This window comes from Natronomonas halophila, from assembly GCF_013391085.1.
GTDB classification, from domain to species: Archaea; Halobacteriota; Halobacteria; order Halobacteriales; family Haloarculaceae; genus Natronomonas; species Natronomonas halophila.
The window spans coordinates 1,521,541-1,547,754 of sequence record NZ_CP058334.1; the positions used below are offsets into that span (position 1 = coordinate 1,521,541).

A 26,214-nucleotide genomic window follows, 5' to 3' on the forward strand; every position below is an offset into this window, starting at 1 on the left:
ATGGCAACGAAAACACCCTTCGAAGGCGACGTCGAACAGCGTCGTCGCGAGGCAGTCAAAGAAAAGCTCCAGTTCAGCGAGATGGCGCTCCGGCACAAGCTCGGCGTGTTCGGCCTCGTCGCACTCGCACTACTGCCGACGGTCCTCAAGCCGCTGGAGCTGAGCGAGTTCACGTACGTCCTGTTCCTGATGATGTTCGCGATGAGCTGGGACGTCGTCTCCGGCTACACCGGCCAACTCAGTTTCGGCCACGCGTTCTTCTTCGCCATCGGCGGCTACGGAACCTCTGTGCTCAGTTCACAACACGGCGTCCCCGTGTTTCTCAGTATCATCCTGGCGACGATACTCGCCGCCATCGGCGGCGTCCTCATCGGCGTTCCGGCCCTTCGACTCTCCGGGCCGTACCTCTCACTGGTGACGCTCATCGCACCGCTGCTGCTCTATCAGTCCTTCATCCTCTTCAGCGAAGGGACGTTCTTCGCGCCGGACGGGCTGGGCGGGACCAGCGGCCTGACCGAACAGCCGCCACAGCTCGTCGGCCTCGGTAGCGGCGCGGTCATCCAGGTCGGCGAGTTCTGGATACGCGAGGTCGGGAAGTACTACGTGGCCTTCATCGCCCTGCTCATCGTGCTTGCGGTCTGCTATGCGGTTACCCGTTCGTCGGCCGGCAGCGTCTTCACCGCGATTCGCGAGGACGAAGACGCCGTCCGCTCGTCGGGGCTCAACCCCGCGAAGTTCAAGATGTTCGCTTTCGTCCTGTCGGCGGCCGTCGGCGGTTTCGCCGGCGCCGTCTGGATGCACGCCGGCGGCTTCCCGAACACGGAGAACCTCTTCGGCCCCGGTCGTATCGACCTGAGCGTCAACGTCATCGTGATGGCGATTATCGGCGGCATGGGCACCATCGTCGGTGCCGTCGTGGGCGCGACCCTGTTCGCGTTCGCGCAGGTCGTCGTCAGTTCGCTTACCTTCCAGGTGCCGGGAATCGGCATCCAGTTCGCCGACCTCGCGCCGCTGCCGACGTTCTTCTTCGCGATGCTGATCCTCGTGTTCATGCCTCGCGGGGTCGTCCCCGAAGGCATCGACCGCGCACGCTACCTCCTCGCGCGCTACCGGGGCGAGGAACCGCCCGAACGCGTCGGCGGCGAGGGGAACTCCGCCGGCGACAGCGTCATCAAGAAGTATCGTCGCGAAATCGAGGAGATTCTCGGACGTGATAACAAATGAGCACCGACCAAGACCACCCATCCGACTTCGAAGAACAGCAGTACGGCCCCGATGACGGCATCCTCGTCGCCCAAGACCTCCGCAAGGAGTTCGGGGGCCTCGTCGCCGTCGACGACCTCTCCTTTGCGGTTCAGGAGGGGGAAATCCTCGGCTTCATCGGCCCCAACGGCGCCGGGAAGTCGACGACGTTCAACTGCGTCACCGGCACCTACCAGCCGACGGGCGGCAACGTCTACTTCAAAGGCCGCGACGTCACCGGCATCCCCGCCCACGACATGGTCAAAGAGGGGATGGCCCGGACCTTTCAGGACTTCGCGCCGCTGGAAGACCGGACCGTCGTCAAGAACGTCGAGCTTGCGCTCGCGCCGGACGAACTGTTCACCCTCTCCGGCGTCGGCGGCGAAACGGAGGCACTGGCCGAAGAGATCTGTCGCCGGGTCGGACTCGGCCAGGAACTCGGCCAGACGCCCTCCGAGTTGCCCCACGCCGGCATGCTGAAACTGGAAATCGCACGCGCCATCGCGACCCAGCCGGACGTGATGCTCGTCGACGAACCCTTCGCCGGCCTCTCGGGCCAAGAGGTCGAGGAACTCTCCGAAGTCCTCGAATCCCTCCGACAACACGGGATGACCCTCATCGTCGTCGACCACAACATGCACGGCCTGCTCAACCTCATCGACCGCGCCTTCGTCATCCAGTTCGGCGCGAAAATCGCCGAGGGAGAACCCGACGAAATCAAGAACGATCCGAAGGTACAGGAGGCCTACCTCGGAGGTGACGAGATATGAGCGCCGACGACTTCGAGTTCGAAACCACCAGCGACACGACCGACGCTGGCAGCACGAGCACGAAACAGGCCCAGACCGTCCTCGAAACCGAGGGCCTGAAAGTCTCCTACGGGAAGGTTCGAGCGCTCCGCGGCATCGACGTCACGGTCCGGGAGGGCGAAATCGTCTCGCTTATCGGCCCCAACGGCGCCGGCAAGACCACCTTCGCGAACACCGTCTCCGGGTTCCTCGATTACGACGGGAGCGTCCGCTACCGCGACCAGGAGGTCGCCAGAGTCGGGCAGAAAAACCTCGTCAATCAAGGCATGATTCACTGCACCGAAGAGCGAGACCTCTTCGGCTACATGGACGTCGAGGACAACCTCGAGTTGGGCGGGTACCTCCAGGACGACCACATCATCGAGGAGCGCAAGGAGTTCGTCTACGACCTCTTCCCGCGCCTCGACGAGCGGCGCGAACAGAACGCCCGCTCGATGTCTGGCGGCGAACAGCAGATGCTCGCCATCGGCCGTGCGCTGATGGGCGACCCCGACCTGCTCATCCTCGACGAACCGACCATCGGGCTGGCGCCGGTCATCCTGCAGGACATCGCGGACGCGCTGGACCCGATTCAGGAACGGGGCGTCACCATCCTGCTGACCGAGCAGAACGTCACCTTCGCGCTGAAACATGCCGACCGGATGTACCTGCTCGAAAACGGCGAAGCCGTCAAGGAAGGCACGCCCGAGGAACTGCGGGGCGACGACTACATCCGCGAGTCCTACCTCGGCGGCTAACGCCGCCCCCTGCTTGGGGTCCGAGCGAGAGCACGACCCCATCCACGTTCAGCCATGTACGACCACGACCGACGCCGACTGCCCGTATTCCGCGAAACCGCCGGAGAGACGCGTCATCGGGCCGTCGAAAGCTTTTATCACATCCACAGGTAGACCAATACGATGCGACTCAAAACGGCCGCCCTCCTCCTCACCCTCTGCTGTCTCTCGCTTGCCGTCTTCACCGGCGGCGCGACCGCTGCCCACGGCAGCGACAACACCAACTTCACGGTGACCCCGGAGGACCGAACCCCCGGCGCTAGCAACGTTAGCTACACGTTCAACGTCGAGTTGACCGACAACATGGGCCGCTATCCAGCCATCGCACGCCCCGAACGGTTCGTCTTCGCCCTCCCGGGAGGAACGCTCGAAACCTGCCGCGGCGAAAGCGGGATGTTCACCTCGACGACGAACTACGAATTATACCTCAAGCAGTACAACGGCAGCGGTTACGAGCGAGCGGATTACACGGTCGATGCCGTCGGCTGGGACGGCGACGCCGTCGAGTTCCGATTCGACTACGGCGAGAGCGACGATCCACCCGAATACGCCGTCGACGATATCCTCGTTCTCGAACTCGACAGCTGTGTCGGCAATCCCGATTCCGAGGACTGGTATCAGGGCGCCGTCTACGGCGAAGGGAAATCCCGACTCGGCGACAACGTCACGTTCGGCCCCACGGCCTCACACTACTTCGCCATCTGTGAGGGCTGTGAAAGCGACGCCGATGGGGAAAGCCAACTCGGACGGCCCCCTTCGGCGACGCCGACACCGACCGCGACGCCAACGCCGACGCCGACTGCAACACCCACTCCGATACCGACCGAGACGGCCACGCCCGAACCGGAGCCGACACCGACCGCGACGCCAACAGCGACCCAGACGCCGACCGCAACGCCGGACGACGGTGCCGAACAGGGCAGCGCGACCGCAACCGAACCCGGAGGTGGAGCCGGAGAGCCGCCTATCGACCCCGACGTGTTCGGGATGGACCCGTTCGTCGTCGTCGGGTTCGTCGCCGGCCTCTCCATCGCAATCGCCGCACTCGGCGCGAGACGACTCTAAGCCGTCCAATACCGATTTTTCCGCGTAATCTCTTCCTTACCCGGTAGTGATGCCTCTCGACACTCACGAGAGAGACGGCATCATGCAGTCTTCAAAAAAGAGGACCAGCGGGAGACAACTCGTATACAGTCTCCGTTCGTCGATGAATCGAGGGGTCGAAGTCGGGAAGACCCCGGTAAGCCAAGGGCCGGATTTGAACCGGCGTATAGTTGCTCTGCAGGCAACCGCGTAAGGCCAGACTCTGCCACCTTGGCGCAATTCAGAATAGCGGAGTGGGGCGTTTAAGCGTAGCGGTCCCGCCGCAGTCAGTAACTGCGCGGCAGACCGAGCGTGTGTTCGGCGACGTGGTTCCGCATCATCTCGGTCGACCCCGGCGCGACCTTACCCAGACGCGAGCCCTTCCACATCTCGATGACCGTATACTCGCGGGAGAAGCCGTTCCCGCCGTGGGTCTGGACCGCAACATCGGTCGCGTCGTGGCCGACCTCCGTCGCCCGAAGCTTCGCCATGTTCGAGACCTCGGCCGTCCGCTTCGGGTCCGCCTCGTTGTCGACCATCCACGCGGCCTTCCGGACGAGGAGGCCCGCCGACTGCAGTTTCGCCCACGAATCCGCGATGGGATGCTGGATACCCTGATGGGCGCCGATGGGCTGGTCGAAGACTTCCCGCTCGTTGGCGTAATCGACCGCGCGGTCGATGGCGCACTTGCCGACACCGATAGCACCGGAGGCACCGAGCAGCCGCTCGGGATTGACCGTATCGAACAACTGGTACAGACCCATCCCCTTCGTCCCGATGATGTCGTCCTCGTGGGCGCGATAGCCGTCGATGGAGAGTTCGAACTGCTTTTCGGGTGTCGGGATGCCGACGTCGAGTTCGCGGCGCTCGATGTTCGGATCGTCAGGGTCGACGAGGAACAGCGTCACACCCTGCATCTTCGCGGACTCGTCTTTCGGCGACGTCCGGGCGACCAGCAACATCTGGTCGGCCACGTCGACGCCCGATATCCACTGCTTCGTCCCGTCGATAACGTATTCGTCGCCGTCCTGTTCGGCGAACGTCTCCATGTTCGGCGCGTTGTGGCCCGCATCGGGTTCGGTCAGTGCCATCGCGAAGTTCACGTCGCCGTTGCAGATGCCCGGGAGCCATGCCTCTTTCTGCTCCTCGCTGCCGTTCTCCGTCAGCGTGATGCCACCGAAACAGACGTTGACCACGAACAGCATCTCGGCGCCGAGACAGCCGTTCGCACACAACTCCTCGACGATCGCCGATAGTTCCCAGAACCCCATCCCCTCGCCGCCGTACTCCTGGGGGATAGCCGCACCGAGAAAGCCCGCATCCGCACAGTCGTTCCAAAACTCCGTCGGCTCCTTGCCCTCCGAGACCTCGAGGAAGTACTCATCGTCGTAATCCGAGGCGATATTCCGGGCCGTTTCCCGAATCATCTCCAGTTCCTGGCTCTCTTCGAACCCTGGTGGGGTATCCGTCATAGGCGTTCTCTAGCCCCGCATTTACTTAAACTGTGCAACTAACCACGCTTGGATAGTTTATTCGGGTGGACGGCAGATGACGACGGAGCGATAGCTGTCGGAACAGCGCTACCGCTGCTCAATAAATGACAAAAACCCACACCCAGCGGATGCTGAGTGTGGGTTAAATGAATGGTAGGCGGCGAACCGGTTTTCCCAGAGGCTCGCGCACTCCAGTACTCGTCGGAACGCTGGCGGGCTTATCTTCCGTGTTCGGGATGGGTACGGGAGTCGCCCCGCCGCTATGGCCGCCTTAACGCCGGCTCGTGGAATCGAACCACGATATATGTCCAACACCGGTGGTCAATACCGTATGTACGTGCGATCCAGTTTGCGCCCGGACCCGTTTCAGCGGGCGGAGCAATGAATGGTGGCTTCGGTCTGTTAGTTCTCGCGGACTAAACGCCTCGTTGCCTCGGCGCGTACATCCCGAGTCTATCGAACTCGTCTTCTACGAGTGACCTCAACGATGCTTCTTTTCCAGGTGGGTTTCCGGCTTAGATGCATTCAGCCGTTACCCCGTGGTGCGTAGCCGCCCGGCAGCGCCCTCTCGGACGACCGGTAAACCAGTGGCACCCAACCGTAGTTCCTCTCGTACTATACGGTCGTTCCTGTCAAGCATCATGACACCCCCAATAGATAGCAGCCGACCTGTCTCACGACGGTCTAAACCCAGCTCACGACCTCCTTTAATAGGCGAACAACCTCACCCTTGCCCGCTTCTGCACGGGCAGGATGGAGGGAACCGACATCGAGGTAGCAAGCCACTCGGTCGATATGTGCTCTTGCGAGTGACGACTCTGTTATCCCTAGGGTAGCTTTTCTGTCATCAATGGCCCGCATCGGGCAGGCTCATTGGTTCGCTAGACCACGCTTTCGCGTCAGCGTTCCTCGTTAGGAAGAACACTGTCAATCCATCTTTTGCTCTTGCACTCTTCGTCGGGTCTCCGTCCCGACTGAGATGGACTTAGGGCGCGCTCGATATCTTTTCGAGCGCGTACCGCCCCAGTCAAACTGCCCGGCTATCGGTGTCCTCCTCCCGGAGTGAGGGTCACAGTCACTGACGGGTAGTATTTCAGTGTTGACTCGGCGACGTGCTGGCGCACGCACCTGTGTAACATCTCCTACCTATCCTGCACATCAGCGACCATGTCCCAGCGACAGCCTGCAGTAAAGCTCCATAGGGTCTTCGCTTCCCCTTGGGGGTCTCCAGACTCCGCACTGGAACGTATAGTTCACCGGGCCCAACGTTGGGACAGCGACGCTCTCGTTAATCCATTCATGCAAGCCGCTACTGAAGCGGCAAGGTACTACGCTACCTTAAGAGGGTCATAGTTACCCCCGCCGTTAACGGGTCCTTCGTCCCATTGTACTGGGTGTTCAGATACCCGCACTGGGCAGGATTCAGTGACCGTACGAGTCCTTTCGGATTTGCGGTCACCTATGTTGTTACTAGACAGTCGGAGCGTCCTAGTCACTGCGACCTGCCTCTTTCCGAGGCAGGCACCCCTTATCGCGAACTTACGGGGCCAGATTGCCGAATTCCCTAACGTCGGTTGTTCCCGACAGGCCTTGCCTTTCGCCGGCATGAGCACCTGTGTCGGATCTCGGTACGGACGTCATACTTGCCTTTTCACGGGCCCTAGGTTGAACCGACTTACGCTATCCTGCCGTTCGTCCGCTTCGTGCCATTACGGCTTCCACGGATTTTGACAGTTGGACCGGGCGAAAGCCCGGTTCGGTCGACCCCAAGGCGTTGGCGTTGAGTGTATGACGGCGCTGGAATATTAACCAGCTTCCCATTTGATCCGCTCGAATTGCGACGGATCTTAGGACCGGCTAACCCTCGGCTGACGAACATTGCCGAGGAACCCTTGCTCATTAGGCCGTCGGGATTCGCACCCGACTATCGCTGCTACTGTAACCAGGATTTTCTTCACCAATCGGTCCACTCGAACTCTCGCCCGAGCTTCCACCCAATCGGAGTGCCGACCTACGGAAACACGCGGTCAAGCGTGTCGCCGGGTCTCGGTGGTAGACTTGAGCCCCGATCATTTTGGGCGCCCCAAACCTCGGCCGGTAAGCTGTTACGCTTTTCTTAGAGGGTAGCTGCTTCTAAGCTCACCTCCCGGCTGTCTAAGGCTCGGGACCACCTTCAATCGCACTTAGTCTACACTTTGGGACCTTAACCCAGCTCTGGGTTGTCTCCCTCACGCTGCACAGGCTTACCCCGCACAGCGGACTCCCTGCGTCCACAGCGTCCATGAGTTCGGAGTTTGACAGGAGGTCCGACCCCTCTCGGGGGCGGGGCCTCCAATCAGTCTCTCTACCCCATGAACTACCTCAGCAGAGGTCATGCTTCGACATGTTTCGGTCGGAACCAGCTGTTTCCGGGTTCGATGGGCCTTTCACCCCTAAACATGGATTACGAGAGGGTATTGTAGGACACCAACTCTAGCAGGCCTCCACGTAGCTTTCGCCACGCTTCACCTTATCCATGCTTAGATCACCCGGTTTCGGGTCGTGCCCGTTTGACTCCCCGCGCTTGAACACGGCGGCCCTAGTGCAAAGCACTGCGGCCATGTCGGTTTCCCTACGCCTTCCCCGATAAACGGGTTAGACTCGCCAAACAAGCACACTCCCTGGTTCGTTTTTCAAAACGTACGATGAGACACCGGCTTCCCTTGGGTCCTACTGGAGGTTCGCACCTCGGTCGTTTTCCAAGGGACCTTTTGTGCCCCATCGCTCTATCGCCACCTGATTTCAAGCCCTATTGCACCTCCCTTCTCGGGGTGCTTTTCAGCGTTCGCTCACGCTACTTGTTCACTATCGGTCTCAGGACGTATTTAGTCTTAGCAGACGATGTCTGCCATATTCACGAGGAATTTCCAATCCCCGATACTCTGGAGCTGACGCACGACTTACTAGTTCCTGATACGGGGTTGTCACCCTGTATCACGCTCCGTTCCAGAAGACTTCTCAGAAACGTTCGGTCGATGAGTGTCAGTCCGAACACCACATTGCCCATAAGGCTTCGGTTTGGACTGGGTCGCGTTCACTCGCGGTTACTAACGACATCGCATTCGCTTTCTTTTCCTGCCCCTACTAAGATGTTTCAATCCGGGGCGTTCCCCATTGCGCAAAGCAATTGCTATGAGGATTCCTATTAGGAGATCCCAAGTTCTTCGCCTCCGTGCGGCTCCCTTGGGCTTATCGCAGCTTGGCACGTCCTTCGTCGGCGCCTGAGCCGAGCTATCCACCAGGTGGCACAGTAGCCACGATGATCGCTCAATCAACCCGATGAAACGGGTCCAGTGAGCGCCTGGATCGCACGTACACACGGTCTCATACACAAGCCAGTCGACTGCTGGCTGTGTCCACCCTTCCCACTCACGCTTGCGCGGAGTGGTGCATCGGTTCTTCGTACCCAAACGAACCACCGTTTCCCACTTAAGGGACACGGTTCGAAGTCGGGTACGTGAGATGGACCCACTGGGATTCGAACCCAGGGCATCCTCCTTGCAAAGGAGGCACTCTACCACTGAGCTATGGGCCCGGCCATTAGCCCTGACAGTTCAAAGGTGCTCGGTCGGCCACGGTCGACGAACGACGATAGACACGCCAAAGGTGGGTTGGGGCTACGCCCCAATCCCGATCGTTAGGAGGTGATCCAGCCGCAGATTCCCCTACGGCTACCTTGTTACGACTTAAGCCCCCTTGCGGAGCCCAGATTCGACCTGGGAACCAGGCCTCATCCGGACCCCACTCGGGTGCTTTGACGGGCGGTGTGTGCAAGGAGCAGGGACGTATTCACCGCGCGCTTGTGACACGCGATTACTACCGAATCCAGCTTCATGTGGGCGAATTTCAGCCCACAATCCGAACTACGACCAGGTTTAGGAGATTAGCTCCACCTCTCGGTGTCGCATCCCATTGTCCTGGCCATTGTAGCCCGCGTGTAGCCCAGCTCATTCGGGGCATACTGACCTACCGTTGCCCGTTCCTTCCTCCGTCTTGGCGACGGCAGTCCCCCTAGTGTACCCAGCCATCGCGAGATGCTGCTGGCAACTAGAGGTGCGGGTCTCGCTCGTTGCCTGACTTAACAGGACGCCTCACGGTACGAGCTGACGGCGGCCATGCACCTCCTCTCAGCAGCTCGAATAAGGTCATCAACCTGATCGTCATTACTGCTGTCGGAGCTGGTGAGATGTCCGGCGTTGAGTCCAATTAAACCGCAGGCTCCTCCGGTTGTAGTGCTCCCCCGCCAATTCCTTTAAGTTTCATCCTTGCAGACGTACTTCCCAGGCGGCTCGCTTCACGGCTTCCCTACGGCACAGCACAGGCTCGTAGCCTGTGCCACACCTAGCGAGCATCGTTTACGGCTAGGACTACCCGGGTATCTAATCCGGTTCGAGACCCTAGCTTTCGTCCCTCACTGTCGGATCCGTCCTTCTGAGGTGCTTTCGCCATCGGTGGTCCGTCCAGGATTACGGGATTTCACTCCTACCCCAGACGTACCCCTCAGATCTTCCGGTCCCAAGCCGCACAGTTTTCGCCGGACGCCCACACGTTAAGCGCGTGGATTTCCCGACGAACTTGCGCGGCCAGCTACGGACGCTTTAGGCCCAATAATATCGGCCATCACTTGGGCTGCCGGTGTTACCGCGGCGGCTGGCACCGGTCTTGCCCAGCCCTTGTTCCTGAACCACCTTACGGTTCAGAAAAGCGAGGGCTCTATGCCCTCGCACTCGGTGTCCCCCTATCGCACTGTCGTGCAGTGTAAAGGTTTCGCGCCTGCTGCGCCCCGTAGGGCCCGGACTCGTGTCTCAGAGTCCGTCTCCGGGCTCTCACTCTCATGACCCGTACCGATTATCGGCACGGTGGGCCGTTACCCCACCGTCTACCTAATCGGCCGCAGCCACATCCTATGGCGCCGGAGCGTTTCACACATCCGCCAGTTCCAGGCTGGATGTACTATCCAGGATTAGCCTCAGTTTCCCGAGGTTATCCTAGTCCATAGGGCAGTTTGGCCACGTGTTACTGAGCAGTTTGCTACGTTAAACGTGCAACTCGCATGGCTAAATCGGACACCGATAGCAATGGCCTCCGGCAGGATCAACCGGAATGTGTTCCCCGAACCTGATTCCCGGCTCGGGGAGGGTTGGCGGGAACACACCCAAAGGGTGTGTTACCAATCAATTGTCTATCGGCGTTCGGCGACGCTCGGACCGACCGAGTGTCACCGAACTGCCAGGGCTAACATCAGATCCCATCTATACGGCGGACCGCAGGGGTGGAATCCTCATTTCCTTCGGACCTAATTGTCTTCCGCGATGGGTCATAAACCCACCGGATTTCAATTGGCCCGTGAGTGAGTTCGGGTTCGAACCGAACTCAACCACGTCGTGTCTTTTCCAACCACCCTCATACACATAAGGGCGTCGGAACGGAAGCCAATCCGGGGCGACCCCGGACCGGCCTTCACACTTCAACTCGAATGCCCTGTTACACTTAAGGGCATCGGAGTTAGGTCGTCGCCGGAATGCGATTCCGCGCCGACCTTCGTATTTCAATCCAAGTGCCCTATTACACTTAAGGGCGTCGGATTGAATCCGACCCGACTCGTTTCCGAGTCGAGCTTCGTGCTCCGTTCCGAACGCCCCTCGCAGATGCGGGCGATCGGAAACGAGACGACCCAGAGGGCCATCCCGTCCGGGGCATCGCGCCCCGCGTTGATTGCATTCGTTCAGATGGGAGTGTTACCCTTAAGCCCGTCGAAGTGAACCGCCTGCGTCACGCGATTTCACGCCGTTCGGACCGTGTGAGTACGAAACGCGGGTTGCTGTACCGTGCTTGGTAGATGGAGTCTAGCGCGATAGCGCGCGGGTGTCATTAAAACGATAGGAAAACCTATCAGAATCCGTATAGAAATGTCGCGCGGCTGGAAAACGACTCCTCATCCGTGCGCGCGTACGCGATGTCGGAGTCGGGTGAGGGCCGCGCAGGTACGACTAGCTACCGGGTACTCAAAGCCGTTCGGAAAAACGAAGCAGTGTTGGGCCGCAGCGTGGACGGCCTCAGATTTCGTCGAGATGTTCGATACCTTTCTTGGAGACGTTCGCCTCCGTGATGGTATCCTGCTCTTCGAGCCACTCGGGGGCATCCTCGGGGGCGTCTTCCTCCCACGACCACCCGTCATAGATGTGGACCTTCTTCGTGCCCTTCTCACGGAGCCGCAGTTCTTTGTGTTCGGCGTGCTGTTCGGTGTCGGCGGGCTCGAGTCGGCGCGCTGCTTTCAGCGCTGCCTGCCGCGGAGTCCGTCCCGAAAAGACGCTCGTTTCGTTGCCGGTCTGGTCGCGGAGCGCGAAGTTCCGCGTGTCATCGTCGTCACGTGCCATGGTTTGTACTCCTCCGTGTGACGTCTGCACACACTCTGATATAAATATATCCCCCGTTCCGGCGGTTTCGGCCGTTTCTTTTATAAGTGAAGAGAGCGCCGTCGGCGAAAAACCGGGGGCGAACCCGCCTTCTGGCGCCCGATATCCCCCGTTTGGCGCCTCGCGCGCACCCGAATCCCCCGACCCGCGCACGGTACACTTATGTATCTCGTGTGGCGAACGACCCAACACAACGCGATGGTGCGAAAGAAGAAGCTCAGCCCGAGTGGCGCCAAGGACGAGGACGGCGAGTACCACAACGTGCACGTCAACCTCCACGAGGACGAACTCGCCGTCGCCGGCATGGAGATCGGCGACGAAGTGTTCGTCCGCGTTCGCGACGGGAAGATCATCATCCAGAAAGCCGACCCGGAGGACGTCGAACACGAGTTCTGAACACGACCGCGGCGCTTAAGCGCGTTCGCCAGCCCCCTACGGTATGAGCCTCTACGACCTCGCGAAGCCGCTTTTGTTCCAACTCGACGCCGAAACCGCCCACCGGACGGTCCACGAACTCCTCGGTGCCGTTCAGGAAACGCCCCTCGAACGCATCCTCGCGGACTACTACACCGTCGTCGACGCCCGCCTCCGCGTGGAGGCTTTCGGCCAGACCTTCCCGAACCCCGTCGGCGTCGCCGCAGGCTTCGACAAGAACGCCGAGATTCCCAACGCCCTCGCAGCGCTCGGCTTCGGCCACGTCGAAATCGGCGGCGTCACTGCGGAACCGCAGGCCGGCAATCCCCGCCCGCGGATGTTCCGCCTCCCCGAGAACCGCGCGCTCATCAACCGGATGGGCTTCAACAACGACGGCGCCGACGTCATCGGCGAACGCCTCGCGGACACCGACTGCAAGGTCCCCCTCGGCGTCAACATCGGCAAGTCGAAATCCGCCCCCAACGACGAGGCCGAGGACGACTATCTCTATACGTTCGAACGCGTGCGCGAGGGCGGCGATTACTTCGTCGTCAACGTCTCCTCGCCGAACACCCCCGGCCTCCGGGAACTCCAGCAGCGGGACCGCCTCGAATCCATCCTCGAAACGCTGCAGGACGCCGGTGCCTCGCCCCTCCTCGTCAAACTCTCGCCGAACCTCACCGACACGGCCATCGAGGACGCCCTCGACGTGGTCGACGAACTGGACCTCGACGGCGTCATCGCCACGAATACCTCCACCGACCGCCCGGCGAACCTTCACGGCGAGGCCGCCGACGAAGAGGGTGGCCTCTCGGGCAAGCCCATCGAGCAGGAAGCCACCGACATGGTCCGTTTCGTCGCCGAACGAACCGACAAACCCGTCGTCGGTGTCGGCGGCATCTCCGACGCGGAAGGCGCCTACGAGAAGATTCGCAACGGCGCCAGCGTCGTCCAACTCTACACGGGCCTCGTCTACGAGGGACCGTCGCTGGCCCGCGACATCAACGAGGGGCTGCTGGAGTTGCTCGAACGCGACGGCTTCGACTCCATCGAGGACGCCATCGGCGCGGACCTGTAGAACGGTCGTTCGAGTCGAAACGAAGGGCGAACGGCGGTATAAACGAACCGGCGATAGGAAAGCGGAAGTAAACGGTTGTCGACGGCGCTGTGGGACGAGTCGTCTTCTAACGGCGCTTTACTTCGTGTCGACCGAAGCCGTACCGGAGCCGGTTGGCCAGTCGACGGGAAAACTTGCCGTCCTCGACGCGGGAGTCGAACCGTTCACCCAGCGCCTCGTAGATGAGCGGCACCGAGACCTCCTGTTCGAGGGCTTCCTGAACGGTCCAGGTGCCCGTCGACCCGCCGGCGATGTGGTCGTCGACGTCCCCGAGGTCGTTGCCCTCCTCGCGGAAGGCCTCCTCGCAGAGTTCGAGCAGCCACGACCGGATGACGGCGCCGTTGTTCCACGTGCGCGCGATGGATTCCATATCGAGGTCGTAACGGCCCTCGCTGAGTAGTTCGAAGCCCTCGCCGTAGGCCTGCATCAGCGCGTACTCGACGCCGTTGTGGACCATCTTCACGTAGTGACCCGACCCGGAGGCACCCATGTGGTCGTGGCCCTGCGGCCCGGTCGCGACGGCATCGAAGACCGGCACCATCGCCTCGTAGGCCCATTCGGGGCCGCCAATCATCAGCGAGAAGCCGAGTTCGGCGCCGGCAGGGCCGCCCGAGGTCCCACAGTCGAGGTAGGCCGCATCGAGGGCTTCGGCCCGCTCGACCGACCGCTCGAAGTGGGAGTTACCGCCGTCGACGACGACGTCCTCGGCGTCGAGCAGCGGGTCGAGGTCGTCCAGCGTCGCGTCGACGGCGTCGCCGGCCGGCACCATCAGCCAGATGCGCTTTTCCTCGGGCAGTCGTTCGACGAGGTCCTCGATGGAGTCAGCAGGGGTCGCGCCCGCTTCCGCCGCGTCCGCGACGGCCTCCTCGTCGAGGTCGAAGGCGACGACGTCGTGGCCGTGTTCGAGCACGCGGTCGACGACGATACGCCCCATACGGCCGAGTCCGATAACGCCGAGTTGCATGGTCGGACATCTCGGCCCCGGCAAGTGAGGGTTGTGATTCGCCCGGCACCCGTATCGATACATAAAGGCCCGGCTAGAGGCGCCGATAACCCTTTGCAAGTCGTTCCGGAATCTCGGGTCAAGGATGCGTGGCCAGTTCACACGGCGAGCACTCCTCCGGCTTGCCGCCACGACGGGAGCGGTTTCCGTCGCCGCAGGCGCCCCTTCCGCAGCGACCGCTGGCCCGGTCGACATCGCCGACGAGTGGCTCGAACGGGAGTTCCGCAACTACACGAAGACACAGGAAGCCCCCGCCGAGCAGGCTTCCGACCCCGAGTTCATGCGCCGCTGGCAGCGCCGGAGTTCCGCCAACGGAGCCGACTATGCCGAACGCGTCGCCGACGAACCCGGCTGGCGAAGCCACGCCAACCTCTGTGCGACGTGGGGCGAACAATGCACCGGCGACCCCGACCTCTACCGGGACATCGACGCGCGTGGCTTCTACGGCACCGTCGGCGAGCGCCGGCGCGTCGCCTTCTACGACCGTGAGGGCGCGCGCCTCTCCGGTCACCTCTGGACGCCGACCGAGACGCGTGATTCCGGCCGGGGGCTCCCCGGCGTCGTCATCACCAACGGCTCCGTCGAGGCGCCGGAACCCCTCTACTGGTGGGCCGCACAGGCGCTGGTCGAGGCCGGCTACATCGTCCTCACCTACGACCCGCGCGGACAGGGCCGCTCGGATAGCGTCACGCCCGACGGCGACCCCGGCGGCAACGCCGACGGCGAGGTGTTCGTCACGAACCAGATCGACGCCATCGACTTCTTCCGGTCGACGCCCGCCGACCCCTACGAGCCGAACGCCGCCTTCGACCGGGGCGACGACGCCCCCGTCGAACCGCACAACCCGGTTTTCGAGGCGCTGGACCGCGACCGACTCGGCATCGCCGGCCACTCGGCGGGCGCCATCGGCGCCAGTATCGTTCAGGGCCTCCAGCCGTGGCCGACCGGCGGCGACAACCCCGTCGATGCCGTCGTCGCGTGGGACAACCTCGGCGACGCCGACGACGTGACCGGCGAGGACGCGAGGGGCGAGCTCTACGACGGCGGCCAGTTCCTCGAGACGGTCCCCGAGGGCGGCGTCGAACCTCGCGTGCCCGCGATGGGCCAGTCCGGCGACTACTTCCTGACACCCACCCCGCACGCGCGCCCGCCCGACCCCGACGGCAAGGCCGGCGGTTTCGGGACGTGGCGCGAGGCCGACGTGCCCATCTACCAACTCGTGGTCCGCGGCGGCACCCACTACGAGTGGTCGCGGCTGCCCACATTCCCGACGACCTCCTGGGAGTTCGGCAACGCGCTGGCGGAACACTACACCGTCGCGTGGTTCGACCGCTGGCTCAAGCGGCCCGAGGAGGACGGCTACCACACCGCCGACGGCCGACTGTTGGCGGACGACGAATGGGGAAACCACCTGAGTTTCCACTACCGCTCGAAGCGAGCCTTCCCGGGACGGGACGGGCGGTTCTACGACTGTGCGGACATCCGGGCGGGCTGTGAGACGGTGCCGACGACCCGCCAGCGGTGAGGTCGGCGGTGGATTTGGCGCGAACGCCCCGTAAGCGAACTTTTATACCGGCAACAGCCAACTCAACAGGTATGCGCGCGACTCAGTCGGTAGTACGTGGGCTGTAACCGCGCCTCCCTTTTAGGCGCACGAGCGAATCGCCTACCGACTGGTATACGCGACACCAAACTATGAGCGAGGTTCCAGACGACTACGACCCCGACGAAGCCGAACAGAAGTGGCAAAACCAGTGGCAGGAGGCCGACGTCTACAGCTACGACGACGACCCCGAACGCCCCGATTACATCATCGACACGCCGCCGCCGTACCCGACCGGGAACCTGCATATCGGGAACGCGCTCGGCTGGTGTTACATGGACTTCGCGGCCCGGTATCACCGTCTACAGGGCGACGACGTGCTCTTCCCGCAGGGCTGGGACTGTCACGGCCTCCCGACCGAAGTGAAAGTCGAGGAGAACCGCGACATCCACCGGACCGACGTCTCCCGCGAGCAGTTCCGCGAGTGGTGTATCGAGCACACCCACGACCAGATCGACGCGATGAAGGAGACGATGCACACGCTGGGCTTCTCCCAGGACTGGGACCACGAATACCGGACGATGGACCCCGAATACTGGGGCGAGACCCAGCGCTCCTTCCTGGAGATGGCCGAGGACGGCTACGTCTACCAGGACGAACACCCCGTCAACTGGTGCCCCCGCTGTGAGACCGCCATCGCCGACGCCGAGGTCGAAAACGAGGACCGCGAGGGAACCCTCTACTACGTCACCTTCGACGGCGTCGACAACGACGACATCGAAATCGCGACTACCCGCCCGGAACTGCTCTCGGCTTGTGTCGCGATGGCCGTCGACCCCGACGACGACCGCTACGCCGACCGGGTCGGCGACACCTTCGAGGTCCCGCTGTTCGGCCAGGAGGTCGAACTCATCGCCGACGACGACGTCGACTCCGACTTCGGGACCGGCGCCGTCATGATCTGTACCTTCGGGGACAAACAGGACGTCGACTGGTGGGCCGAACACGACCTCGACCTCCGGCCGGTCTTCACCGAGGACGGCAAACTCAACGAGCTCGCCGGCGACTTCGAGGGCCTGACCATCGACGAGGCGAAAGACGAAATCGCCACCGCCCTCCAGAAATCCGGCCACCTCAACGACGAACAGCCGACCGAGCAGTCGGTCGGCCAGTGTTGGCGGTGTGACACCCCCATCGAAATCCTCTCGAAGGAACAGTGGTTCGTCGAGGTCAACCAGGAGGAAATCCTCGAGACCGCGCGGGACATCGAGTGGTTCCCGGAGCACATGTACGACCGTCTCAAGGACTGGACGGAGGGCATGGAGTGGGACTGGGTCATCTCCCGCCAGCGCGTCTTCGCGACGCCCATCCCCGCCTGGGAATGTACCGACTGTGGCCACGTCGAGACGGCCAGCCCCGAGGAGGTGCCGGTCGACCCGACGACCGACGACCCCGCGACGGGCACCTGTATCGAGTGCGGTTCCGAGTCCTGGACGGGCGAAACCGACGTGATGGACACGTGGATGGACTCCTCGATCTCCCCGATGTTCGTCGCCGGTTGGCCCGAAGAGAGCTTCGAGCCGGTCCAACTGCGCGAGCAGGGCCACGACATCATCCGAACGTGGGCCTTCTACACCATCCTCCGGACCGCCGCCGTCACCGACGAAATCCCGTGGGAGGACGCTCTCATCAACGGGATGGTCTTCGGCGAGGACGGCAACAAGATGTCCAAATCCCGCGGCAACTTCGTCCAGCCCGAGGAAGTCGTCGAGGAACACTCCGCGGACGCCTTCCGACAGGCGATTGCGCTGGGCGGCCAGCCCGGCACGGACATCCAGTTCCAGTGGAAGGAGGTCACCTCCGCCTCGCGGTTCCAGACCAAACTCTGGAACATCACGAAGTTCGCGAGCGAGCATGTCGACGAGTCGACCGCGGACGTCGAGAACCCCGGCTACCGCGACGCCGACGCGTGGATTCTCGACAAGTGCGCTCGCGTCGCCGAGCGTGCCGCCGAGGACATGGACGAATACCGCTTCGACAGCGCGCTCCGCGAGGTCCGGGACTTCGTCTGGCACGACCTCGCCGACGACTACCTCGAACTCGTCAAGGGGCGCCTCTACGAGGGCCGACCCGGCGAGAAACACGCCGCACAGCACGCCCTCTACACCGCACTGACCGCCTCCCTGCGGATGCTCTCGCCGTTCGCGCCGTTCATCACCGAGGAGGCCTGGGACCACCTGCCGACCGACGGCAGCGTCCACAACGCCGAGTGGCCGGACCCGCCGGAAGTCGACCCCGAGGACGCCGAGCGCGGCGAACTCGTCGCCGACATCGCCGCAACCGTCCGCGGCTGGAAGTCCGACGAGGGCAAGCCGCTGAACGCCGAACTCGACCGCGTCGAGGTCTATCTCGACGAGGCGGTGCCGCTGGACACCTACGACCTCTCGGATACCGTCAACGGCCCCGTCTACGTCGAGGAGGGTGCCCCGAGCGTCGAACTGGTCCCCGTCGGCGTCGACATCGAGCACAGCGAACTCGGCCCGGTCTTCCGTGACCAGGCCGGCGACGTGGTCGCGGCACTCGAAGCCGCCGACCCGGCCGAACTGCAGGCCGAACTCGAAACCGAGGGTCACATCGAGTTCGAAATCGATGGTGAGACGGTGACCGTCGAAGCGGAGATGTTCGATATCGTCGAAGAACAGCGCGCGGAAAGCGGCGAAGAAGTCGTCGTCCTCGAAGCCGGCGACGCGACGGTGCTGGTCTTCGAGTAAGCCGTCTATTCGGGCTTCAGACCGTCGTTTTCGACGCGCATGACCGCTTCCCCGTCGGGGAGGTTCGGCGCGTCGACCAGTTTGACGATACGCTTGTTCTGCTTGGACTTCTTGAGGTACATCCGGAAGGTGGACTTGTGGCCGAGGATGTTACCACCGATGGGCTTGGTCGGGTCACCGAAGAAGGCGTCGGGGTTCGACTGGACCTGGTTGGTGACGACGACGGCGCTGTTGTAGAGGTTGCCGACCCGGTCGATGTCGTGGAGGTGTTTGTTGAGTTTCTGCTGTCGGTCGGCGAGTTCGCCACGGCCGACGTACTCCGCACGGAAGTGGGCCGTCAGCGAGTCGACACAGAGCAGGCGGACGGGGTAGTCGTCCTCCTCGTGTTCCGCGGCGATTTCCTGGGCCTTCTCGGCCAGCAGGATCTGGTGGTTGGAGTTGAACGCCTTGGCGACGTGAATCTTGTCGAGGAACGACTGGACGAGTTCCTCCATCGCCTCTTCGTCGTCGAGGCCACCTTCGATTTCGCGGTCCTCCATGGTCGCTTCGAGTACCTCGTCGGGGAGGCCGCGAACCATCTCGTCGATACGCTCGGGCCGGAACGTGTCCTCGCTGTCGACGAAGATACAGCGGCCGTGGAGGCCGCCCTCGTCCTGGGGGAGTTGGACGTTGATCGCCAGTTGGTGGGTAATCTGGGACTTACCGGCACCGAACTCGCCGTAGACCTCGGTGATGGACTGAGTCTCGACGCCGCCGCCGAGCATCTCGTCGATTTCCGGGATGAGGAATTTGAGTTTGCCAATCTGCTCGCGACGCTGGAGGACGTCAGAGCCGGTCTCGAAGCCGCCGATGTCGGCGGCCTCTCGGGCGGCCTGAATGATGTCGTTGGCGTTCGATTCGCCGACGTCGGCCGTGTTGGAGAGTTCCGCGGGGCTGGCTACGGCGATGCTCTGATAGGAGTCGTAGCCGTTGTCGCGGAGTTTGTCTGCAGTCGCGGGACCGACGCCGGGGAGTTCTTCCAGGTCTGCGGTTGCTGCCATGGACGTATCTGTGGCCGCCCACTACATAAACCCTCGTTAACACCTGAGTGAAAGTGAAACCGGGAGAGGGGACGCAGGCGAACCTGACGGTCGGCCGAAGGTTTAGGAACGAACGGTCAGCCCCAGGGGTGGGTGTCGCCCTCGGGCCACATCGGATACCAGTAGGCGGTGTCGTCCTCGACATCGAGTTCCCCGTCGAGGACGCTCTGGAGTTTGAACTCGATTTTCTGGTCCCGCTCGCGGCCGCCCGTCGGCACGAAGGGATAGTACGCCCCTCGACGGAACGAGTAAATCCAGTAGGCCGTCGTCTCGTCCCGTTCGAAGGCGAACAGCGCCGCCAGCAGGCGGGAGCCGAACCCCGACTCCATGAGCGTGTCGGCCGCAAAATGAACGCTCGTCACGAGATTCTCGAAGTCAGAATCGTGGAGGACGACCCACTGGTAGCCGTGAGCGTCCTCGATGAAATCCGCCGTCGTTCCCGTCTCCTCCTCGCCCAGTTCCAGTACCGCCTCGACTTCCGCGCGCGCGTCACGGAACGCGGTACTGTCGACGTCACCGAAACACAGCGCCGCGTCGCCCGATGGCACGAAATCGAGGTCCGCCTCCATCGTGACGTAGGCCGTCGACATCCCGAAGAGGTCCTCGGGGTCCGCATCGCGGGTGGCGTCGGCCTCCGCACCCCAACCCAGCACCTGCCGAATCGTATCGAAGACACCCATTATCGACACCCCGGGCGGACGGGACTTATACACGGCGCCTGACCCCCTAACCGCCTGACCCTGCCGACCATTTATATACCATCACGCGGCCAGCCGGCCCATGCGCTAAGCCCTCGCCGACAGTCCGCCGAGGCCGGAGTGCGGGCCGCGGCTGTCGAATCAGAAGTCGCCTGCCTGCTCGCTATTCGTCGATATCGACGTCGATACCGTGGTCTTCCAGCAGCGCCTCGAACTCCGATTGGTCGATTTGCGGCACGTCGTGTTCGTCGGCGTCTTCCCGCTTGGCCGTTCCCGGATTTTTCCCGACCACGAGGTAATTCGTGTTGCTGGAGACGCTGGAGGTGGCGGCGCCGCCGTTGGCCTCGACGAGTTCCTTGGCATCGTCGCGGGTCATCCCCTCCAGCGACCCCGTGAAGACGAAGGTCAAGCCGTCAAGCGCCTCGCCGGCTTCCTCGGCTTCCTGCGGTTCGACGCCGTGGTCGCGTAGCTCCTGGATTATCTCGCGGTTCCGCTCGGTGTTGAAGAAGCCCGCGATCTCGGTGGCCATCGTCGGGCCGATACCCTCGACTACCCGCAGGTCCTCGGTATCGGCAGCCATCACCGCATCCAGCGTCCCGAACTGTCGGGCGAGGTCCGCCGCCGTCGTCGGCCCGACTTCGGGGATACCGAGCGCCGAGAGGAAATCCGCCAGCGGCGGCTCCGTGCTCGCCTCGAGTTCCGAAACGAGGTTCTCGGCGCTCGTCTCCCCCCAGCCGTCGAGGTCGGCCAGTTCCTCGACCGACAGGTCGTAGAGGTCCGGCAGGCTCTCGACGAGGCCCTCGTCGACCAACCGGTTAACCGCCTCCTCGCCGAGGCCTTCGATATCGAGACCGTCCTGTGAGGCGTAGTATTCGACGAGCCGCCGAAGCTGTGCCTCACAGTCGATGCCCGCCGAGCAGAACGCCATCGGCCCCTCCCGTTCGACCGGACTGCCACAGACCGGACACGAATCGGGGAACGCGAAGGTACCCTCGGTTTCGGCCTCGACGACCTCCTCGATGTAGGGGATGACGTCGCCCGCGCGCTTGAGTCGGACCTTGTCGCCGATATCGACGCCCAGTTCCTCGATCTGTTCGGGATTGTGCAGGGTCGCTCGCGAGACCTCGACGCCCGCGACTTCGACCTTGTCCAGCAGCGCAACCGGCGTCAGGCGCCCCGTTCGGCCGACCTGCACGATGATGTCCCGGACCGTCGTCACCTCGGTCCGAGCGGGAAACTTGTAGGCGTAGGCCCATCGCGGCGCCCGCGAGGTCGCCCCCAACACCTCGCAGGCGTCCTTACGGTCGACCTTGATGACGGTGCCGTCGATTTCGTAGTTGAGGTCGTCCCGCATCTCCAGCATCGTCTCACGGAACTCGACGGCGCCGTCGATGTCCTCGACGAGTCGGGTGTGGTCATCGACGTGAAAACCCCACTCAGTCACCTTCTGGTGTTCGTCGATGCGGCGCTCGAAGCCGTAGTCGCCGTCGTCCAGTACGTCGAAGACGAAACAGTCGAGGGGGCGTTCGGCGGTCACCGAGGGGTCCAACTGCCGGAGCGTGCCCGCCGCCGCGTTCCGGGGGTTCGCGAAGGGGTCGTCGCTGCGCTCGATGCGTTCGCGGTTGTACTCGTTGAAGGCGTCCCGGGGCATGAACACCTCCCCACGGACGGCCAGGAAGTCGGGGTAGTCGCCGGTGAGTTGCAGCGGGACCGACCGGATGGTCCGGACGTTCTCGGTCACGTCGTCGCCTTCCTCGCCGTCGCCGCGGGTGGCCGCCCGCTGGAGTTCGCCGTCCTCGTAGACCAACTCGACGGAGAGGCCGTCGAACTTCGGCTCACAGAGGTACTGAACCGGCCCGTCGTAGTCCGCTTCTGCGAGTCGGTCGTGGACTCGGTCGGCGAAATCCCGAACGTCTTCTTCCTCCACCGAGGAGTCGATAGAGAGCATTGGCGTGACGTGGTCGACGGTTTCGAGTTCGTCGACGGGTTCGCCGCCGACCCGCTGGGTCGGACTGGTTTCGGACCGGAGGTCGAACTCCTCTTCGAGCGCCTCCAATCGCTCAAAAAGGTCGTCGTAGGCGTTATCCGAGATAACGGGGTCCGCGAGTTGGTAGTAACGATAATCGTGATACCGGACGGCCTCCCGCAACAGTTCGACCTGCCGTTCGGCCGCTTCCTCGTCGAGGTCCTCGACGGGGTCGAACTCGAAGGGCGGGTTCCGGATATAGGGGTTGTCCTCCGGTTCCTCCATTTGGCTGCGCTTCGACGGCCGCCCTCAAAAACGGGGGTGCTGGCCGACCGGATTAGAGGTCCGCGACGTCCTCGATAGCGTCGGTGAGTTCTTTGATGCTCTCGAGGTCGTGTTCGCCCATGTGGCCGATACGGAAGCTCTCCTCGCCGATGTCGCCATAGCCGCTGGAGAAGACCATGTCGTATTCCTCGGAAACCTGCTCCACGGTTTCGGCAACGTTGATGCCGCGGGTGTTCTCGACGCAGGTGACCGTCTGGGACTCGTAGCCTTCCTCGGGGTAGAGGCCGAAATGCTCGCGGGCCCACTCGCGAGTGTACTCGGCCATCTCCTTGTGGCGCTGGTCGCGGGCCTCGTGGGTCTCGTCGAGCATGTGCTTCATCTGCTTGCGGTAGGCCAGCATGAGCGGGATAGCGGGCGTTGAATGGGTCTGGCCCTTCCGGTCGTAGTAGTCCAGACAGCGCTGGAATCCGCCGTACCAGGAGGCCGAATCCTTCTCGACTTCCCGGTCGTAGGCGGCGTCGCTGACGACACAGACCGCGAGGCCGGGCGGCATCGCGAAGGCCTTCTGGGTCGAGGTGAAGATGGCGTCGATGTTGTGACCCTCGATGTCGATGAAGTCGCCGCCGAGACAGGAGATGGCGTCGACGATGAAGAAGGTATCCGGGTAGTCGCCGAGCAGGTCGCCGATTTCCTCGACGGGGTTGCGGACGCCCGTCGACGTCTCGTTCATGACGACGCCGACGGCGTCGTAGCCCTCGGTGCTTTCTTCGAGCGCTTCCCGGATGTCGTCGGGCTTGACCGCCTCACCCCAGTCGTATTCGATGCGGTCGACGTTCTTGCCGAGTCGCTCGGCGACATTGGCCTGCCGCTCGCTGAAGGCGCCGCTCGTGGGGACGAGGATGTCGTCCTCGACGAGGTTGAGCGTCGTCGCCTCCCAGAACTCGGTGCCCGACGCCGAGAGGACGATGACGTCGTTGTCGGTATCGAGGAACTCCTTGGTGTCTTCGACGATGGTCGTATAGAGGTCGGTCATCCGGTCCATCCGGTGGCCGAACATCGGTTCGGCCATCGCCTCGATGACGTCCTCGCGGACCTCGGTCGGGCCGGGCAGATACAGCGTCTTGTCGGGGTAATCCCCGGTGTATTCGCTTTTCTCGGTCATAGGAACCACTGAATACCTGTACCCTCGACGCGGGACGGCATGGTAGTTTTGATACCGTCAGTGCTACCGCGGGCATCGGCCGCTCACTCGGGCGTCCCGAAGGTCGACGTCGGGTCGGGCACCACCCGAACCAACACCGGCAGCGCGACGAGGACGATACCGATTTCGAGTGCGGCGGCGACGGCGAACGCTTCGAAGAAGCCGAACCGCGAGGCGATGCCGCCGCCGACGAGAATACCGCCGAGGAAGCCGAGGCTCCCAAAGATGTTGAACCCGCCCATCGCGGCGCCGCGCTCGCCGGGGCCGGCCATGTCGGTGACCAGTGCCATCGTCGCAGGGGCGATAAGTGCGCCGAGAACGCCCGCGATGACGAGAACGACCGCCGCCGAGAGGAAGGTCGGGGCCAGAGCGACGCCGATGATGGCCAGCCCGTAACCGACCGACCCGGCGACGATGGGGACGACCCGGCCGATGCGGTCCGAGAGGCTGCCGAAGGGGTACTGCAGGAGCGCGAAGGGCGCGAAAAAGCAGGCCAGCGCCAGCCCAGTCTCGCCGGGCGAGAGGCCGAAGGAATCCCGGAAGTAGAAGGTACCGACGATGCCGAAGAAGCCGCCGGTAAAGCGGTCGGCGAACCCGAAGCCGAAGGGGAGGAGGAGTTCGGGGCGGTGGCGGAGGCCATCGAGGATTCGGCGGAGGTCGTCAGTATCCGTCGGTGTCCGGTCCGGCAGCGTCGCGACGAGGACGGCAACCAGTGCCAGCAGGGATGCCGAGGCAACGAGCGGCGCCAACGCGCTTATTTCGTAGAGTTGGCCGCCGATGGGTGCGCCGAGGGCCGCCCCGAGGCCGATAGCGATGCCCGCCGCGCCCATGTTCTTGCCGTGGCCGCCATCGAGGTCCATCAGCATCGTAATCGCGAGCGAGAAGGCGCCGATGGTAAAGGCACCCTCGACGAACCGGAGGACCAAGGCGAGGCGGAAGTCGCCGACGCCGAGGACGACGGCGGCAATCAGCGCGAGATAAGACGCGGTTCCGCCGATGGCGCCGAGGACGATGAACGGCACGCGGCGGCCCGCGCGGTCGGAGACGGCGCCCCAGACCGCCGAAAAGAGGACGAACGCGAGGAGTTGCACGCCGAGGAACGCGGTTCCGGCGTCGATGGTCGGCGCGCCGCCCAGCGTCTCGACGAGTCTGTCGACGCCGGGATACACCAGCAACTGCGTGAAGAGGACGACGAAGACGACGGCGGCCAGACGGGCGCGCTCGGTACGACTCACGGTCGGGCGTAGGGCGCCCTCGTACTTGTGCCGTGCGACCGACGGGCGACAGGGTCGGGGGCGTCTTTTTGAGGATGCCGGCCCCAGCGGGTGCCATGGGACTGACGATTACGGTGCTCGGCAGCGGCGGGAACTCGCCCATCCCGACGCCGACCTGCCGGTGCCGCATCTGCGAGCGCGCCCGCGAGGAGGGGATTCCCGAGGCGCGACACGGCAATTCGCTGTACCTCGAAGAACTGTCGGCGATGGTCGACGCGCCGGAGTACGTCTACGAGAACCTCGAACGCGAGGACATCGACGAACTGGGGTACCTCTTTTTGACCCACTGGCATCCCGACCACTCCGCAGGCCTTCGGGTCGTCCAGTCCCGCTCGATGGAGCGGATGTTCACCGACCCCGGCTACGGCCTCATCGACGCTGCCCGCGAGAACCGCCCCACCCTCGTCACCACCCGCCGCGTCTACGAGCGCACCTGCGAGGTCTACGACGGCCTCCGGCACTTCGTCGAGGACGTCGGCTTCGCCGAGACGCATTTCCTCGACGAGGAACCGCTGACGATCGACGGAACGACGGTCGAGGCCGTCCCCTACACGCTGTCGGGCAACGACGACATGGACGCGACGGCTTTCCTCCTCGAGGACGACCACACGACCGTCCTGCTGGCGACCGACGACGCCCGATATCTGGACGAATCCGACCTCCCCGAGCACATCGATTTCGCGGTCTTCGAGTGCGGCTACTTCCACGAGACGCCCGACGGCACGCCCATCCTCACGGAGGGCGACGAGACACTCCTCGCCGACGAACTCACCCACGCGGAGGTGATGGAACGCGTCCGCCGCCTCGACCCAGACCGGACGCTCTTGACCGAAATCGAGCACCTCTACGGCCGCACCCACGCCGACTACCGCGAACTGGAGCGGACCTACGAGGACGTCCAGTTCGCCCACGACGGCCTGACGATTTCGGTGTCCCGCTGAGCGCTCCCGGGTATCCGGCAGCCGTCACGTCCTTTTAAGCCGGCGGCCCGCCACCCCGCTGTGT

17 protein-coding genes, 2 tRNA genes and 3 rRNA genes are annotated in these 26,214 nt (G+C 63.3%); 9 read left to right on the forward strand and 13 right to left on the reverse strand.

The features are described 5' to 3' along the window. The 4 genes from HWV23_RS08360 (at position 1) to HWV23_RS08375 (ending at position 3,892) form a co-directional block, all read left to right on the forward strand. Complete coding sequence (locus HWV23_RS08360; RefSeq protein ID WP_178289957.1) at positions 1-1,224, forward strand: branched-chain amino acid ABC transporter permease; 1,224 nt, start codon at positions 1-3, stop codon at positions 1,222-1,224. Then, the gene (locus HWV23_RS08365; RefSeq protein ID WP_178289958.1) at positions 1,221-2,012 is read left to right on the forward strand and encodes an ABC transporter ATP-binding protein; all 792 of its coding nucleotides are present in this window, start codon (positions 1,221-1,223) and stop codon (positions 2,010-2,012) included. The genes HWV23_RS08360 and HWV23_RS08365 overlap by 4 nt, the downstream gene beginning before the upstream one ends. Beyond that, the gene (locus HWV23_RS08370; protein ID WP_178289959.1) at positions 2,009-2,788 is read left to right on the forward strand and encodes an ABC transporter ATP-binding protein; all 780 of its coding nucleotides are present in this window, start codon (positions 2,009-2,011) and stop codon (positions 2,786-2,788) included. Before HWV23_RS08365 ends, HWV23_RS08370 begins: the two co-directional genes overlap by 4 nt. Before the next feature lie 162 nt (positions 2,789-2,950). After that, the gene (locus HWV23_RS08375) at positions 2,951-3,892 is read left to right on the forward strand and encodes a hypothetical protein (protein WP_178289960.1); all 942 of its coding nucleotides are present in this window, start codon (positions 2,951-2,953) and stop codon (positions 3,890-3,892) included. Positions 3,893-4,070: 178 nt separating this feature from the next. Here HWV23_RS08375 and HWV23_RS08380 read toward each other — a convergent pair. The 7 genes from HWV23_RS08380 to HWV23_RS08410 form a co-directional block, all read right to left on the reverse strand. Next, positions 4,071-4,146: transfer RNA gene (locus tag HWV23_RS08380), tRNA-Cys, on the reverse strand. Between the two features lie 51 nt (positions 4,147-4,197). Further along, complete coding sequence (locus HWV23_RS08385; RefSeq protein WP_178289961.1) at positions 4,198-5,382, reverse strand: acyl-CoA dehydrogenase family protein; 1,185 nt, start codon at positions 5,380-5,382, stop codon at positions 4,198-4,200. A gap of 173 nt (positions 5,383-5,555) precedes the next feature. Then, positions 5,556-5,677 (reverse strand): 5S ribosomal RNA (gene rrf / locus HWV23_RS08390). A 109-nt stretch (positions 5,678-5,786) separates the two neighbouring features. Further along, positions 5,787-8,705: ribosomal RNA gene (locus tag HWV23_RS08395) — 23S ribosomal RNA — on the reverse strand. A 200-nt stretch (positions 8,706-8,905) separates the two neighbouring features. Continuing rightward, positions 8,906-8,977: transfer RNA gene (locus HWV23_RS08400), tRNA-Ala, on the reverse strand. Positions 8,978-9,081: 104 nt separating this feature from the next. Continuing rightward, positions 9,082-10,547 (reverse strand): 16S ribosomal RNA (locus HWV23_RS08405). The 16S, 23S and 5S rRNA genes sit together here with 1 tRNA gene alongside, the layout of an rRNA operon. A 951-nt stretch (positions 10,548-11,498) precedes the next feature. Further along, on the reverse strand, positions 11,499-11,819 hold the full coding sequence (locus HWV23_RS08410; RefSeq protein WP_178289962.1) for a non-histone chromosomal MC1 family protein: 321 nt from the start codon (positions 11,817-11,819) through the stop codon (positions 11,499-11,501). A 237-nt stretch (positions 11,820-12,056) separates the two neighbouring features. Here HWV23_RS08410 and HWV23_RS08415 point away from each other — a divergent pair, with 237 nt between their 5' ends. Further along, positions 12,057-12,254, forward strand: a complete 198-nt coding sequence (locus HWV23_RS08415) for a hypothetical protein (protein WP_178291632.1) — start codon at positions 12,057-12,059, stop codon at positions 12,252-12,254. Between the two features lie 43 nt (positions 12,255-12,297). After that, on the forward strand, positions 12,298-13,350 hold the full coding sequence (locus tag HWV23_RS08420) for a quinone-dependent dihydroorotate dehydrogenase (RefSeq protein WP_178289963.1): 1,053 nt from the start codon (positions 12,298-12,300) through the stop codon (positions 13,348-13,350). Positions 13,351-13,456: 106 nt separating this feature from the next. Here the strand turns inward: HWV23_RS08420 and gnd are convergent, their stop codons facing one another. Continuing rightward, complete coding sequence (gene gnd / locus HWV23_RS08425; RefSeq protein ID WP_178289964.1) at positions 13,457-14,353, reverse strand: phosphogluconate dehydrogenase (NAD(+)-dependent, decarboxylating); 897 nt, start codon at positions 14,351-14,353, stop codon at positions 13,457-13,459. Between the two features lie 124 nt (positions 14,354-14,477). Here gnd and HWV23_RS08430 point away from each other — a divergent pair, with 124 nt between their 5' ends. Both HWV23_RS08430 and HWV23_RS08435 read left to right on the forward strand, forming a co-directional pair. After that, positions 14,478-15,917, forward strand: coding sequence for an alpha/beta hydrolase family protein (locus HWV23_RS08430; protein ID WP_178289965.1), 1,440 nt, complete (start codon positions 14,478-14,480; stop codon positions 15,915-15,917). A gap of 170 nt (positions 15,918-16,087) precedes the next feature. After that, positions 16,088-18,706, forward strand: coding sequence for a valine--tRNA ligase (locus tag HWV23_RS08435; protein ID WP_178289966.1), 2,619 nt, complete (start codon positions 16,088-16,090; stop codon positions 18,704-18,706). Positions 18,707-18,711: 5 nt separating this feature from the next. Here the strand turns inward: HWV23_RS08435 and radA are convergent, their stop codons facing one another. The 5 genes from radA to HWV23_RS08460 form a co-directional block, all read right to left on the reverse strand. Next, complete coding sequence (radA, locus tag HWV23_RS08440) at positions 18,712-19,746, reverse strand: DNA repair and recombination protein RadA (protein WP_178289967.1); 1,035 nt, start codon at positions 19,744-19,746, stop codon at positions 18,712-18,714. Positions 19,747-19,862: 116 nt separating this feature from the next. Then, complete coding sequence (gene pspAB, locus HWV23_RS08445) at positions 19,863-20,465, reverse strand: PspA-associated protein PspAB (protein WP_178289968.1); 603 nt, start codon at positions 20,463-20,465, stop codon at positions 19,863-19,865. Positions 20,466-20,646: 181 nt separating this feature from the next. Continuing rightward, positions 20,647-22,734, reverse strand: a complete 2,088-nt coding sequence (ligA, locus tag HWV23_RS08450; RefSeq protein ID WP_178289969.1) for an NAD-dependent DNA ligase LigA — start codon at positions 22,732-22,734, stop codon at positions 20,647-20,649. Between the two features lie 52 nt (positions 22,735-22,786). Continuing rightward, entirely contained in the window at positions 22,787-23,896 is a 1,110-nt protein-coding gene (locus tag HWV23_RS08455; RefSeq protein ID WP_178289970.1) for a pyridoxal-phosphate-dependent aminotransferase family protein, read from the reverse strand. Between the two features lie 83 nt (positions 23,897-23,979). Further along, positions 23,980-25,170: an MFS transporter gene (locus HWV23_RS08460; RefSeq protein WP_178289971.1), complete on the reverse strand. Its 1,191-nt coding sequence runs from the start codon at positions 25,168-25,170 to the stop codon at positions 23,980-23,982. Between the two features lie 95 nt (positions 25,171-25,265). Here HWV23_RS08460 and HWV23_RS08465 point away from each other — a divergent pair, with 95 nt between their 5' ends. Next, entirely contained in the window at positions 25,266-26,150 is an 885-nt protein-coding gene (locus HWV23_RS08465) for an MBL fold metallo-hydrolase (protein WP_178289972.1), read from the forward strand. Positions 26,151-26,214: the final 64 nt, after the last annotated feature.